The sequence below is a fragment of the Bradyrhizobium sp. MI1.11 genome, assembly GCF_055811255.1.
On record NZ_JBVVPM010000008.1, the window covers coordinates 19,713 to 31,992 of the forward strand.

Consider the following 12,280-nt stretch of genomic DNA (forward strand, 5'->3'; position numbering starts at 1 on the left):
TAGGATCATGCGCAAGCGTCTCGGCATGATCACGCCATCCTCCAATTCGGTCCTCGAGCCCGTCACCAGCGCCATGCTGCATGGGATTGATGGTGTCAGCGCGCATTTCTCACGCTTCCGCGTCACCGAGATTGCGCTGGACGCCGCCGCGCTGAACCAGTTCGACGCCTCGGTGATGCTGCCGGCGGCGGATCTGCTGGCCGATGCGAAGGTCGATGCCATCGCCTGGAACGGCACGTCCGCAAGCTGGCTCGGCATCAGCCGAGACCGGAGCCTTTGCGAGGCAATCACGGCGCGCACCGGCGTGCCCGCGACAACGTCGACGCTTGCCTGCATCGATGCCGCCCGTGCGCTCGGCGCCAAGCGCGTTGGTCTCGTATCGCCCTATACCGACGACGTGCAGCGGCGGATCGGTGACGTCTGGGCCGAGGAGGGGATCGCCCCGCACGCGGAGCGGCACCTCGGACTGCGCGACAATTTCTCTTTCGGCGAGGTGGCGCCTGCGACGATTGCGGACATGATCCGTGCCGTGGCGGCGGAAGGCGCCGATGCGATCGTCATCCTCTGCACCAACCTCGGCGGCGCCGCGCTGGCGGCCTCGGTCGAACGGGAATTGAATGTCGCGGTGCTCGATTCGGTCGCGGTCACGCTGTGGCGAACCCTGGAGCTCGCGGGCGGCGACATCGGAGCTCTTGCCGATTGGGGCCGGATCTTCCAGACATCGGCGGTCATCAAGTGACGGAGACTCCTGTGACGCAGCTCGACCTCGCCATTCGCGGCGGCACCATCGTGACGGCTAGCGACGAGTTTCGCGCCGATATCGGCATTCGCGACGGCCGCATCGTCAGCATTGCTGATCATATCGAGGGTGCTGCCCGCGAGATCGACGCGACCGGGCTGCTGGCGCTGCCGGGCGGGATCGATAGCCATGTCCACATCGCGCAGGCCTCCGGTCCCGACGTGGTGATGGCCGACGACTTCGCCTCGGCCACGCGTTCGGCAGCCGCCGGCGGCAACACCATGGTGCTGCCCTTCGCGCTGCAGGAGAAGGGCACCTCGTTGCGGACCTGCGTCGAGAACTACCGCAAGCTTGCCGAGGGCGAATGCTATATCGACACCGCGTTCCACCTCATCATCTCAGATCCGACCTCGGTCGTGCTCGGGCAGGAGCTGCCGGCCCTGGTCAAGGACGGCTACACCTCGTTCAAGGTGTTCATGACCTATGATGACCTCGTGCTCAGCGACCAGCAGCTGCTCGAGGTCTTCGAGGTCGCGCGCCGCGAGGAAGCGCTGGTGATGGTCCATTGCGAAGGCTACGACGCCATCCGCTTCCTGACCAACAGGCTGGAACGGGAGGGCCATATCGCGCCCTATTATCACGGCGTGTCGCGGCCACAGGCGGTCGAGCGCGAAGCCACGCATCGCGCCATCAGTCATGCCGAGGTGATCGGCGTTCCTATCATGATCGTGCATGTCTCCGGGCGCGAGGCGATGGAGCAGGTGCGCTGGGCCCAGCAGCGCGGATTGCCTGTTCATGCCGAGACCTGCCCGCAATACATCACGCTGACGGCCGACGACATGAAGGGCCTGAACATGGACATCACAGGCGCAAAGTATGTCTGCTCGCCGCCGCCGCGGGATGCCGAGAGCCAACAGGCAATCTGGGAAGGCATTACGACGGGCGTGTTCCAAACCTTTTCGTCCGACCATTGTCCGTTCCGTTACGACGATCCCAAGGGCAAACTCACGCCGAATTCCCGCACCTCGTTCCGATGGGTGCCGAACGGCATTCCGGGTGTCGAGACGCGGCTGCCGATTCTGTTCTCGGAGGGCGTGTCGAAGGGGCGGATCAGCTTGCAAAAATTCGTCGAGCTGACCGCGACCAATCATGCACGGATTTATGGCCTTTATCCGCGTAAGGGCTCGATCGGCGTCGGCTTCGATGCCGACATCGTGCTGTGGGACCCGAAGCTGAAGAAGCCAATTCAACAGGCCGACCTGCATCACGGCGCCGACTATACGCCGTGGGAGGGCTTTGACGTCACCGGCTGGCCCGTCACCACCATCGCGCGGGGCCGGGTGGTGTACGAGCAAGGCAAGATCGTCGGCGACAAGGGCGCGGGCGAGGTACTGAGCCGCGGCAAGTCGAGCCTGGTGTGTGATGCCACAAGCTAAATCGTCATCCTGAGGTGCGCGCTCTTGCGCGCCTTGAAGGATGAGCTGCGAGCGCCCGTAGCTCATCCTTCGAGGCTTCACCTTGCGATGCTGTTGCATTGCAAGGCTCGCACCTCCAGCGACAACCGCTTCGCGGTTGCGCGGGGATGACGGCGGTGAATGTGGCAGGCGCGCCCGTTCCTCAGTTCGTCGGCCCGTCGCCGCGAATGGCGAACGTCGTGGCCTTCAGCTTGGTCATGCCGAACTTGTCGAACAGCTTGTCATAGGTACCGTCGGCGCGGGCTGCGGTCAGCGCGTCGGCGAAGGCTTGTGCGAGCAGCTTGTCGCGGAAGGCGAAGGTGATGTCGGTGCCGGCGATGTCGCGGACCCAAATCTTGGCGATGCCCTTCTGCTCCAGCGCGTTGGCGGTCTCGTTGATGTTGAGCGCGGCCTCGAGCTGGCCGGCGCGCAGCGCCGCCGAGGTCGCGGTGACGGTGGTGAAGGTGCGCAGCTCGATCGGCTTGAGACCCTTGGCGACCATCTCGGTGTTGAACTCGCGCGCCTTGCGCTCGGTGTAGGTCGCCGATTCCACGCCCACCACGCGGCCGGCGAGATCCTCGAATTTCTCCAGCTTCAGGCTGGAGGAGGGGTCGGTGTAGATGCTGATCGCCTGCTGCGCGTAAGGCACGAGGTAGAGCATCTTCGAGCGCTCCTCGGTCCAGAACAGGCCGGTGTTGATGGCATCGAAGCGACCGGAGCGCAGCGCCGGGATCATCGGTGGGAAGTCCATGCGCAGGAACACCGCCTCGACGCAGATGCGCTTGGCGATCTCGCGGGCGAGCTCGACATTGAGGCCTTGCAACTCACCCTTGTCGTCAACGAATTGCTGCGGCGGCAGCGTCGGGTTGATCGACATCTGCCATTTCTGCGCCTCGATCAGGCTCGATGCTGGCACCTTTGGCGTACAGGTCTGGGCGCTGGCCGCCTGCGCAAGGCCGACCAGCAAAGCGAGGGCGGAGAAGGTCTTGGGAAATCGCATCTGAATACTCCAATCAAATCGTGGGTGGCAGAGGAGCCGTTCTCCGGTCCGACGTCTTCTTCGTTGTCACCTGGCCGCCGTCGCGTCGGCTTGCCGGGTCAGGATCAGCGAGATGTGACGTGCGGCCGTCACCACCTCGTCGCGCTGGTTGAGGAGGTCGAGCGTCTCGACGACGATGCCGCGCTCCGGATTCCTGGTTGGTCGCTTCTCGACGAAGCGGAAGCGCACGCGCAAGGTGTCGCCGGCGACGATGGGGCCTTTGAACTTCACCTCGTCCCAGCCGAGTGACGCCACTGAAGTCTCCTCATACAACTTCAGCTCCGACTTCAGCCCTTCCATCAGCGACAGGCCGAACAGGCCGTGGCCGATCACGGCGGGAAAGCCGCGGGAGCGCGCGTAGGCACCATCGAGATGAAGCGGATGATGGTCCCGCGTGACGTCGGCAAAGGTTGCGATATCGGCCTCCGTCACCGAGTGCACGGCGGTCTCGAACTCCGCGCCGAGCGCGATGTCCTCGTAACGGAGATTGATGGGAGCGCTTGTGTCCATCTGGATCCCTCAGGCGACCCTGCGCGGCCGCGCCGGCAACGCCTTGAAGCTCTGCGCGATCCCCATCGGGCCGGACCGGAAGATGCGCGCATCCATGTCCTTCAGTTGCGGGCTGATGCTAGGCCTGAAGCCCATATGGGCGAGAATGTCCTCCTCGAGCCGAACACCCGGCGCGATTTCGGTCAGCGTCACGCTGCCGTTCTCCAGCTCGAACACGGCGCGCTCGGTGATGTAGCTGACATGCTGGCCGCGTTGTGCGGCGAGCGAGGCGCTGAAGCTGATCTGGCCAACCTGGTCTACGAACTTCCGAAATGCGCCGTCGCGCCGGATCGCGAGGCGGCCGTTCTCGACGCCGATGTCGAACTTGCCGCCCGTCATGGTGCCGCTGAAAATCAACCGCTTGGCGTTCTGCGTGATGTCGATGAAGCCGCCGGAACCGTCGCGGCGATCGCCGAAGCGGGTGACGTTGACGTTGCCGGCTTCGTCCACCTCCGCGAAGGAGAGGAAGGCGCAGGATAGCCCGCCGCCGTCATAGAAGTCGAACTGATAGGCCTGGTCGAGAATGACGCGCGGATTGATCGCGGTGCCGAACTCGCGGGCATGGCCGGGCACGCCGCCGACCACGCCGGATTCCACCGTCAGCGTGATCAGGTCGGAGATGCCTTCCTCGGCCGCGACATTCGGGATCATCGCGGAGATGCCGACGCCGAGATTGACGACGTCGCGCGGGCGCAGCTCGAAGGCGGCGCGGCGGGCGATCACGCGCCGCTCGGTCAGCGGATCTGGCGTGATCATCGCCTCGGGCACACGCGTCTCGCCGCAGCGCGCCGGATCATAGACGGTGCCGTAGGTTTGCATCTGATCGGGCTCGAGCACGACGTGGTCGATCAGGAAGCCGGGGATCTTCACCATCTGCGGATGGATCGAGCCGCGCTTCACGATCCGCTTCACCTGGCAGATCACGGTGCCGCCGGCATTGTGCACGGCTTGCGCGATCGACAGGTCTTCGCGCGTGGTGCCTTCGTGCTCCATGCTGATGTAGCCGTCTTCATCGGCGGAGGTGCCGCGGATGATGGCGACATCGGGCGGGGCGGGGACGCGGTAGAGCAGCCACGACTGGCCGTGCAGCTCGAGCAAATCGACCAGCGGCGCGGTGGTGCGCTTGTTCATGCGGCCGCCGTCCTGGCGCGGGTCCATGTAGGTGTTGAGGCCGACATGGGTGAGCACGCCGGGATGCTTCGCCGCCATGGCGCGGCAGAGCTGGCTCATCACCCCCTGCGGGAAGTTGTAGGCGTCAATCAGCTCGTCGCGGACGAGCCGCATGAACGGCACTTGAAGGCCGAAATTGCCGCCGATCACGCGCGCGATCAGGCCCTCATGGGCGAGATGACAGAGGCCCTTCTCGGTCACGGCACCGACGCCGGTGATGTTGATCAGCGTCAGATTGTGCGGGCCCTGGCCACTGATGAAGCGCTGCTCCAGCGCGTCGAGGATGGCCTCGGCAGCGCCGGTGCCGCCATTGCCACCGACGATCAGCGTATCAGTATCGCGGATCAGGCCTGCGGCCTCTGCCGCGGTGATGATGCTCAGCATGCGCGCGCGCTCCGCATCACGCAGCCTCCTTCTCGACCTGGCGGGCAATGATGAGCCGCTGGATCTGGTTGGTGCCTTCGTAGATCTGGGCGAGGCGCACGTCGCGGAACAGCCGCTCGATGCGATACTCGCGCGAATAGCCGTTGCCGCCATGGATCTGGAGCGCGTTGGAGACGTGTTTCATCGCCATGTCGGTCGTGAACAGTTTTGCCTGTGCCGCCTCCTTGGCGATCGGCTCGCCGGCATCATGCAGGCGCGCGGCGTGGTGGATCAGCAGGCGCGCAGCCGCGATGTCGGTGGACATGTCCGCGAGCATGAACTGCACGGCCTGGAAGCCGATGATGGCCTGGCCGAACTGCTTGCGGTCCTTTGCATAGGCGGTGGCGTCCTCGAAGGCTGCCTGCGCCATGCCGAGCGCCATCGAGGCCATCATCAGCCGGCTGAAGTTGAAATTGCTCATGGCCATCTTGAAGGCCTGGTTCTCCGGTCCCATCACGCTGTCGGCCGGCAGCTGCACGTCCGAGAAGGTGATCTGGCAGTCGTCGAGGCCGTGCATGCCGAGCAGCTCTTCGTTCTTGCCGCGGGCGATGCCGGGCAGGGCGCCATCGACCAGCAGGCACGAGATGGAACGGTGGCCTGCATCTGCGCCGGTGCGCGCGAACACCATGATCCGATCGGCGACGCCGCCGAGCGTGACCCAGGCCTTGGTGCCGTTGAGCCGCCAGCCGTTGCCCTCGCGCACCGCGTTGGTGCGGATGCCCGCGACATCGGAGCCGTGGTCGGGCTCGGAGACGGCGGTGGCGGGAATGATGTCACCGCTGAGAATTTTGGGGATCAGCGCCTTGTGCGCATCGGTGCCATGATGGTCGAAGAACAGCACGGCTTCGACGGGAATGGCGAAGGCATTGGCGACCGCGCCGGAGCAGCGCGCCAGCTCCTCCATCGCGATGCAGGCGGCGACCGCATCGAGGCCGGCGCCGCCAGCGCCTTCGCGCAGGCAGATGCCGAACAGGCCGAGATCTGCCATGCCCTTGTAGAGCGTGCGGTCAAAGCGATCTTCGCGGTCGATCGCGGCGGCGCGCGGCAAAATCTCGGCTTCCGCGAAGCGGCGCGCGGTGTCACGGAGAGCCTTCTGATCCTCTGTGTAAAAGCGGTTCATGGCGAGCTCCGGTCAGTCGCTGGCGAGCTTGGAATCGTGGGAGACCTCGCTCTTGTCGCGATCGAGGAAATAGACCGCGACATCGTCGCCCGGCACGCCATAGGCGTTGCACACGCCGCGGGTCAGGGCGATGGCGGCGGCGCGGCGCTCGGCCTCGCTGCGCCGGAACGCGTGCACCTTGAGCAGGATGCGCTGGCCGGTGTGCTGCGCGCCGAATGTGCCGGCATGCGCGTAGTTGTCGGGCGCAATGGGAAGGAAATAGAGCGTGACCGTGTCAGCCGTCACGCCGAACGCCGACATCAGGCCGTCGGTCACGGACCTCGCCAGCGCGGCCTTGCGCTGGGACGGAACTGGCGGGGCGAGCACTTCGACATAGGGCATCGATCAGACCTTCGCGGGCTTCGCGGCGGGCAATTTGGCCGCAGACGATTTGGATTTGGGGATGGACGGCTTGGGCTTGCTCGCAGAGTCGATCTGGCGGCAGGAGTCGCGCTTGATCAGCCGGGCGCCGACGCGATATTCGCGAACGCCGTCATTGCCATTCCCCTTGGCATCCATGCGCTGCAGCAGCCGGTCGACGGCGAGATTGGCGAGATCGCGCGCGCCGTTGTCGACGATGCTGATGGCCGGTCGATGCCATTCGAACCAGGGCATGTCCTCGTAGCAGAGCAGCGAGAGATCGTCGGGAATAGCGATGTTCCGCTCCGCGGTGACGCGCAGCACGCCGAGCGTTGCCTCGTGGTTGGCGACGAAGATCGCGCTGGGCGGGCGGGAGAGGTCGAGCAGCTTGCGCGCGCCGGTTGCGCCGGTCTCGGGTTCGAAATGGCCGGCATGAATCAATGTGTCATCCTTGGCGATATCTGCCTCGCGCAACGCGCGGACATAACCGGACAGGCGCTCTCGGCCGGAGGTGGTGTCCTGGCGGCCGACGATCAGCCCGATGCGCCTGTGCCCGAGCTCGATCAGGTGGCGTGTGCCGAGATAGGCACCTTGGGGGTCGTCGGCGAGCACGGTCTCGAGGTCGGTTGCGTCATCGCGACGCACCAGGCAGACGATCGGGACGTCCTTCGCCAGCGCCTTGAGCTGCGGGCCGTTCTTGCCGGTGGGCACTACGATCAACCCGTCGATGCGATGATCAACCAGCGTGGTGAGGGTGTCGCTCTCCTGCTTGGGATCGTCGCCGCCGATGCATAGAAGCATCTGATAACCCAGTGCCTTCAGCCGCGCCTGCACCACTTCGGCCATCACCTGGAACGAGGCGTTGGTGAGGTTGTGCACGAGAAGCGCGACAAGCCGCGATTGTCCGGTCTTCAGTCCGCGCGCGATTGGGTTCGGCCGGTAGCCGAGCTCACGCGCGATGCGCGTCAGGCGCTGCTGCGTGCGCTCGCTGGTCAGGCCCGTTCCGGTCAGCGCACGGGAAGCGGTGCTGATCGAAACGCGGGCCGCCTGTGCCACATCTTTGAGCGTGACGCTCATCCAACCTGCCGATAGACTGCAAACGATTGCAAAACGCTATGAGCTAATTCTACGCGGATCAAGCTCAAAAAATGGATGGTGTTGCCCAATGCAGAGCCAGTTACGCAATCGTTTGCATGAATACTTCGGAGATTCAGCAATTTGCCGCCCGTCCCTGAATTCACCCGATCACCCGGCAGTTCTCTAATGAAGTCGTTTCGCGGCACCTACACCGTCATGGTCACCCCGTTCACGCTGTCCGGTGATGTCGATGTCGCGGCGCTGCGCGCGTTCGTGGACTGGCAGATCGCGGAAGGTATTCATGGATTGATCCCGCTCGGCTCGACCGGCGAATTCCTGTCGCTCGATGATGACGAGAAGGCGTTGGTGGCGGAGGTCGTCATCACACAGGCCGCGGGACGGGTGCCCGTGCTGATCGGGACCGGCGCGGAGGACACGCGCGAGGTGGTGCGTCTCAGTCGCCGTGCCGAAAAACTGGGCGCTGACGGCGTGATGATCATTCCGCCCTTCTATTCGACCCCGACCGACGATGAGCTCGTGCATCACTACAGGAAGGTGGCCGACGCGATCTCGCTGCCGATCATGGTCTACAACAATCCGGCGACCGCGAACGTCGATCTCAAACCACCGCTGGTGGCGCGCATCGCCGACATCGACAACTGTCTCTATATCAAGGAGTCGACGCTGGAGGTGACGCGGGTGCGCGACATCATCCGGCTCTGCGGCGACAGGATGACCGTGTTCGGCGGCATCCTCGGCTTCGAATCCTTTGTCGAAGGAGCGCAGGGCTGGGTCGCTGTCGCCTCCAACGTCGTGCCGTCGGAGATGGCGCGCATCTTCACTCTCGTCGCCGATGAGGGGGCGATCAAGGAGGCGCGCGAGCTCTATCTCAGATATCTGCCGGTGATCGAATTCGTCGGCGGCCAGGCCTATGTCGCCGGCAGCAAGGCAATGCTCGGCCATATGGGTTTTTCGGTCGGCGGTCCGCGTCCGCCGCGGCTGCCGCTGCCGGCTGCGCAGGATGCGGCCGCGCACGTCCTGGTCAAGACGTTCGATCTGGCGTGGCGCGGTGCGCCAGTTGCGGCTGCTTGAATTGGGTGTGACCGAATGAACCTGCTCGACGGCGTCAAGATCCTCAGCTTCAATCACTACCTCGCGGGCCCGCTGGCTGCGCAGACGCTCGCCGATCTCGGCGCCGACGTCATCGCAGTCGAGCCGATCGAGGGCGCGTTTCAGCGCAACTGGGCGGTGGCCAATCATTTCGTCGCCGGCGACAGCGTCAATCATCTGGCGACCGGGCGCAACAAGCGCAGTCTCGCCGTCGATCTCAAGCATCCCGACGGCATCGCGGCGGTGAAGAAGCTGGTCGCGAACGCGGATGTGGTGATGGAGAATTTCCGTCCGGGCACCATGGCCAAGCTCGGTCTCGGCTACGACGTGCTCAAGGCGATCAATCCAGGTCTGATCTATGCGGTCGCGAGCGGCTTTGGATCGGATGGGCCGTACAGGGATCGTCCGGGACAGGATCTCCTGCTCCAGGCGCTGTCGGGCCTTGCGATGCGGACCGGGCGCGCCGATGGCGAGCCGACCGCTGTCGGCGCAGTGATCGTCGATCAGCATGCGGCTTCGCTCTATGCCATGAGCATTCTCGCGGCGCTGTTCGCAAGAACGAAGACTGGCAAAGGACAACTCGTCGAGGTCAACCTCTATCAGGCCGCCCTCGATCTCCAAGTTGAGCCGCTGACGGCATGGCTGAACGGCGCTCCGTCGCCGACGCCGCGCGGTCCGGCTGGCATCGCCGCCTGGTTCAGTCCCGGGCCCTACGGCATTCACGCGACGGCCGATGGCCATCTCGCGATCTCCATGGCAGCGCCCAAAGCGCTCGCGGCAGGGCTCGACTGTGAAGAGTTGAAGGAATTTGACGAGGCCGACAGTTTTTCGAAGCGTGAGGAAATCACGCGGATCGTCACATCGCGTCTGAAGCAGAAGTCGACGGCGGAATGGTTGCCCTCGCTCGAAGCGGCGCGGATCTGGCACGCGCCAGTGCAGGACTATCGCGACCTCGAAGCCGACCCCAGTTGAAGCATCTCGGCGTGTTCAAGAGCGCCGAGAGTGCCGGGGGCGCGCAAATCCGGATGGTCGCGCATCCCGCCCGCTATGACGGCCAGACACCGGAAGTGCGGCTGGTGCCGCAGCGGTTGGGTGCGCAGACCCGCGAGGTGCTCGGCGAGATAGGCTACGGCGCTGCCGACATTGACGCCATGGTTGCCGGCAAGGCGGTGGGAGTTGCGCAATGATCGACTTCTCAATCCCTGAGGAGACGCATCTCCTGGTCGACACTGTCCGCCGCTTCGTTGAGACAGAGGTGCAGCCGCTCGAAGACGAGGTGGAGCGGACGGCCACGGTGCCGGCCGATGCCCTGGCAGTGACCAAGGCCAAGGCACAGAAGCTCGGCCTCTACGCGATGAACATGCCGGCCGACGTCGGCGGCGGCGGGCTGTCGTGCACCGAGCATTGCCTCGTCGAGGAAGAATTCGGCAAGACCTCCGATGCGCTGATCCGCCGCGTGTTCGGCCAGGTCTATCCGATGCTGATGGCTTGCAAGGGCGATCAGGTCGAGCGCTATCTGCTGCCGACGGTGAAAGGCGACAAGATCTGCGCCATGGCGATCACCGAGCCGGACGCCGGTTCCGACGCGGCGTCGATCAGCACGACGGCTCATCTCGATGGCGACAATTGGGTGCTCAACGGCACCAAGCATTTCATCAGCGACGGCGACATCGCCGACTACGTGATCCTGATGGCGCTGACCGACAAGGAGAAGCGCGCGCGCGGCGGCATCACGCTGTTCCTGGTCGATCGCGGCACGCCCGGCTTCAAGGTCGCGCGCACCCAGCCGATGATGGGCCATCGTGGCTACGGCCATGCCGAGCTGAGCTTCGAGGATTGCCGCATTCCGAAGGCGGCCGTGCTCGGTGAGGTCGGCGGCGGCTTCAAGCTGATCATGCAGAGCGTGCTCCAGATCCGCCTCGCCCATATCGGCGCCCGCGCCGTCGGCATGGCGCAGCGTGCGCTCGAGATGATGCGCAAGCACGCCGGAGAGCGGCGCCAGTTCGGTCAGCTGATCGGCGACTTCCAGATGGTGCAGAAGCTGATTGCCGATTCCGCCACCGAGATCTTCGGCGTCAAGATGATGGTGACGAACGCCGCCTGGGACATCGATCAGGGGCGGGATGCGCGCGACAAGGTCTCGATGATCAAGGTCGCGGCCTCCGAAATGCAGGGCCGCGTCGTCGACCGCGCCATCCAGGTGTTCGGCGGCATGGGTTTCAGTAAGGACCTGCCGCTGGAGCGCATGTATCGCGACGCCCGCGTCACCCGCATCTATGACGGCACCTCCGAAATCCACCGCATGCTGGTTGCGCGCAGCACCATCAAGAACGGCTTGCGGCTCTAGGGAACGACCGATGTCTCATACTCCTCTCAATCCCGGCGCCGTCTTTTCCTTCCGCAAGACCATGACGGTCGCCGAGCAGGCGATGTTCACCGGCATCAGCGGCAATCTCGGCGGTCTCTATGTCGATGCCGTCCGTGCCAAAAAGGCCGGCGCCTCCAACATGGTCGCCTTCGAACTCGCGGTCGGCGGCCTTGCCACCACCTGCCTCAGCCAGCTCGGCGGACCGACGCGACGGATCGGCAGCATCGCGCTGAATTTTGCCGCGCCTGTCATCGTCGGCGATTCCGTCGAGGCGAGGGCCGAAATCGTCTCGGTTGCCGGCGATGACGCGGTCTGCCGGGTCACCTGCACACTGTCACCATCAGGCGTCACCGCGGTGGACGGCACCGCGACGCTGGTTCCCTTCGCGAAGGGCTGAGCCATGTACGAGCCAAAGTCCTTCGACGATCTGAGGGTGAATGACAGGGTCAGCCTGAGCAAGACCATCACCGAGGCGGATGGCGCGCTCTACATTGCCGCGACCGGCGATTTCGGCCCCGTCCACGTCGACGAGGTCTATGCCGGCGCGACGCGCTTCGGCCGCAGGCTGGCGCCGGGGATCATGGTCGCGGGCCTCTGCACCAGCATCCTCACCAGCGAGTTGGTCGGCACGATCGGCGTCTCAGTGGAGGACCGCTTCTGGTTCACCGGGCCAGTGTTCTATGGCGACACGCTGACCTTCGACGTCTGGATCGCCGAACAGCACGACGAGACCCGCACCATCATCTGGGAGGGAAGCGCCCGCAACGAGGGCGGCCTCGAAGTGCTGAAGGCGCGGGCGAGCCTCAAATTTCCTCGGCGCAAACCGTCATGA

14 protein-coding genes are annotated in these 12,280 nt (G+C 64.9%); 8 read left to right on the plus strand and 6 right to left on the minus strand.

Annotation, left to right across the window (positions count from 1 at the left end):
• Positions 1 to 7 precede the first annotated feature (7 nt).
• Positions 8 to 739, plus strand: coding sequence for a maleate cis-trans isomerase family protein (locus tag AC0L30_RS10420; protein ID WP_473404248.1), 732 nt, complete (start codon positions 8 to 10; stop codon positions 737 to 739).
• A gap of 11 nt (positions 740 to 750) precedes the next feature.
• Positions 751 to 2,175: a dihydropyrimidinase gene (gene hydA / locus AC0L30_RS10425; RefSeq protein ID WP_473404249.1), complete on the plus strand. Its 1,425-nt coding sequence runs from the start codon at positions 751 to 753 to the stop codon at positions 2,173 to 2,175.
• 181 nt (positions 2,176 to 2,356) lie between these two features.
• On the opposite strand, the gene AC0L30_RS10430 is transcribed toward hydA, so the two are convergent.
• The 6 genes from AC0L30_RS10430 to AC0L30_RS10455 form a co-directional block, all read right to left on the minus strand.
• Positions 2,357 to 3,193, minus strand: coding sequence for an ABC transporter substrate-binding protein (locus AC0L30_RS10430; protein ID WP_473253963.1), 837 nt, complete (start codon positions 3,191 to 3,193; stop codon positions 2,357 to 2,359).
• 66 nt (positions 3,194 to 3,259) lie between these two features.
• Entirely contained in the window at positions 3,260 to 3,742 is a 483-nt protein-coding gene (locus AC0L30_RS10435; RefSeq protein WP_473404250.1) for a MaoC family dehydratase, read from the minus strand.
• Between the two features lie 9 nt (positions 3,743 to 3,751).
• Complete coding sequence (locus AC0L30_RS10440) at positions 3,752 to 5,335, minus strand: acyl CoA:acetate/3-ketoacid CoA transferase (RefSeq protein ID WP_473404251.1); 1,584 nt, start codon at positions 5,333 to 5,335, stop codon at positions 3,752 to 3,754.
• A 16-nt stretch (positions 5,336 to 5,351) separates the two neighbouring features.
• Positions 5,352 to 6,494: an acyl-CoA dehydrogenase family protein gene (locus AC0L30_RS10445; protein WP_473404252.1), complete on the minus strand. Its 1,143-nt coding sequence runs from the start codon at positions 6,492 to 6,494 to the stop codon at positions 5,352 to 5,354.
• A gap of 12 nt (positions 6,495 to 6,506) precedes the next feature.
• Positions 6,507 to 6,875 (minus strand): tautomerase family protein, encoded by a 369-nt coding sequence (locus AC0L30_RS10450; protein WP_473404253.1) that lies wholly within the window; start codon positions 6,873 to 6,875, stop codon positions 6,507 to 6,509.
• Between the two features lie 3 nt (positions 6,876 to 6,878).
• Positions 6,879 to 7,970, minus strand: coding sequence for a LacI family DNA-binding transcriptional regulator (locus AC0L30_RS10455; RefSeq protein WP_473404254.1), 1,092 nt, complete (start codon positions 7,968 to 7,970; stop codon positions 6,879 to 6,881).
• A gap of 186 nt (positions 7,971 to 8,156) precedes the next feature.
• Between AC0L30_RS10455 and AC0L30_RS10460 the strand changes: the two genes are divergently transcribed.
• Genes AC0L30_RS10460 through AC0L30_RS10485 form a run of 6 tightly spaced genes read left to right on the plus strand, consistent with a single transcriptional unit; the run spans position 8,157 to position 12,280 of the window.
• The gene (locus AC0L30_RS10460) at positions 8,157 to 9,062 is read left to right on the plus strand and encodes a dihydrodipicolinate synthase family protein (RefSeq protein ID WP_473404255.1); all 906 of its coding nucleotides are present in this window, start codon (positions 8,157 to 8,159) and stop codon (positions 9,060 to 9,062) included.
• 15 nt (positions 9,063 to 9,077) lie between these two features.
• Positions 9,078 to 10,052 carry a CaiB/BaiF CoA transferase family protein gene (locus tag AC0L30_RS10465; RefSeq protein WP_473404256.1) on the plus strand — a complete coding sequence of 325 codons (975 nt, stop codon included), beginning with the start codon at positions 9,078 to 9,080 and terminating at the stop codon, positions 10,050 to 10,052.
• Positions 10,049 to 10,267, plus strand: a complete 219-nt coding sequence (locus AC0L30_RS10470) for a hypothetical protein (RefSeq protein ID WP_473404257.1) — start codon at positions 10,049 to 10,051, stop codon at positions 10,265 to 10,267. The genes AC0L30_RS10465 and AC0L30_RS10470 overlap by 4 nt, the downstream gene beginning before the upstream one ends.
• A complete protein-coding gene (locus AC0L30_RS10475) occupies positions 10,264 to 11,427 on the plus strand; it encodes an acyl-CoA dehydrogenase family protein (RefSeq protein ID WP_473404259.1) in 1,164 nt (387 codons plus the stop codon). The genes AC0L30_RS10470 and AC0L30_RS10475 overlap by 4 nt, the downstream gene beginning before the upstream one ends.
• Before the next feature lie 10 nt (positions 11,428 to 11,437).
• Positions 11,438 to 11,845, plus strand: coding sequence for a MaoC/PaaZ C-terminal domain-containing protein (locus AC0L30_RS10480; protein ID WP_473404260.1), 408 nt, complete (start codon positions 11,438 to 11,440; stop codon positions 11,843 to 11,845).
• Between the two features lie 3 nt (positions 11,846 to 11,848).
• Positions 11,849 to 12,280, plus strand: a complete 432-nt coding sequence (locus AC0L30_RS10485) for a MaoC family dehydratase (RefSeq protein ID WP_473404261.1) — start codon at positions 11,849 to 11,851, stop codon at positions 12,278 to 12,280.

Bases quoted from the DNA above. Each gene is read 5' to 3' on its own strand.
- AC0L30_RS10420 (WP_473404248.1), top strand. From the start codon at position 8: ATGCGCAAGCGTCTCGGCATGATCACGCCATCCTCCAATTCGGTCCTC.
- AC0L30_RS10430 (WP_473253963.1), bottom strand. From the start codon at position 3,193: ATGCGATTTCCCAAGACCTTCTCCGCCCTCGCTTTGCTGGTCGGCCTT.
- AC0L30_RS10435 (WP_473404250.1), bottom strand. From the start codon at position 3,742: ATGGACACAAGCGCTCCCATCAATCTCCGTTACGAGGACATCGCGCTC.
- AC0L30_RS10440 (WP_473404251.1), bottom strand. From the start codon at position 5,335: ATGCTGAGCATCATCACCGCGGCAGAGGCCGCAGGCCTGATCCGCGAT.
- AC0L30_RS10445 (WP_473404252.1), bottom strand. From the start codon at position 6,494: ATGAACCGCTTTTACACAGAGGATCAGAAGGCTCTCCGTGACACCGCG.
- AC0L30_RS10450 (WP_473404253.1), bottom strand. From the start codon at position 6,875: ATGCCCTATGTCGAAGTGCTCGCCCCGCCAGTTCCGTCCCAGCGCAAG.
- AC0L30_RS10455 (WP_473404254.1), bottom strand. From the start codon at position 7,970: ATGAGCGTCACGCTCAAAGATGTGGCACAGGCGGCCCGCGTTTCGATC.
- AC0L30_RS10460 (WP_473404255.1), top strand. From the start codon at position 8,157: ATGAAGTCGTTTCGCGGCACCTACACCGTCATGGTCACCCCGTTCACG.
- AC0L30_RS10465 (WP_473404256.1), top strand. From the start codon at position 9,078: ATGAACCTGCTCGACGGCGTCAAGATCCTCAGCTTCAATCACTACCTC.
- AC0L30_RS10475 (WP_473404259.1), top strand. From the start codon at position 10,264: ATGATCGACTTCTCAATCCCTGAGGAGACGCATCTCCTGGTCGACACT.
- AC0L30_RS10480 (WP_473404260.1), top strand. From the start codon at position 11,438: ATGTCTCATACTCCTCTCAATCCCGGCGCCGTCTTTTCCTTCCGCAAG.
- AC0L30_RS10485 (WP_473404261.1), top strand. From the start codon at position 11,849: ATGTACGAGCCAAAGTCCTTCGACGATCTGAGGGTGAATGACAGGGTC.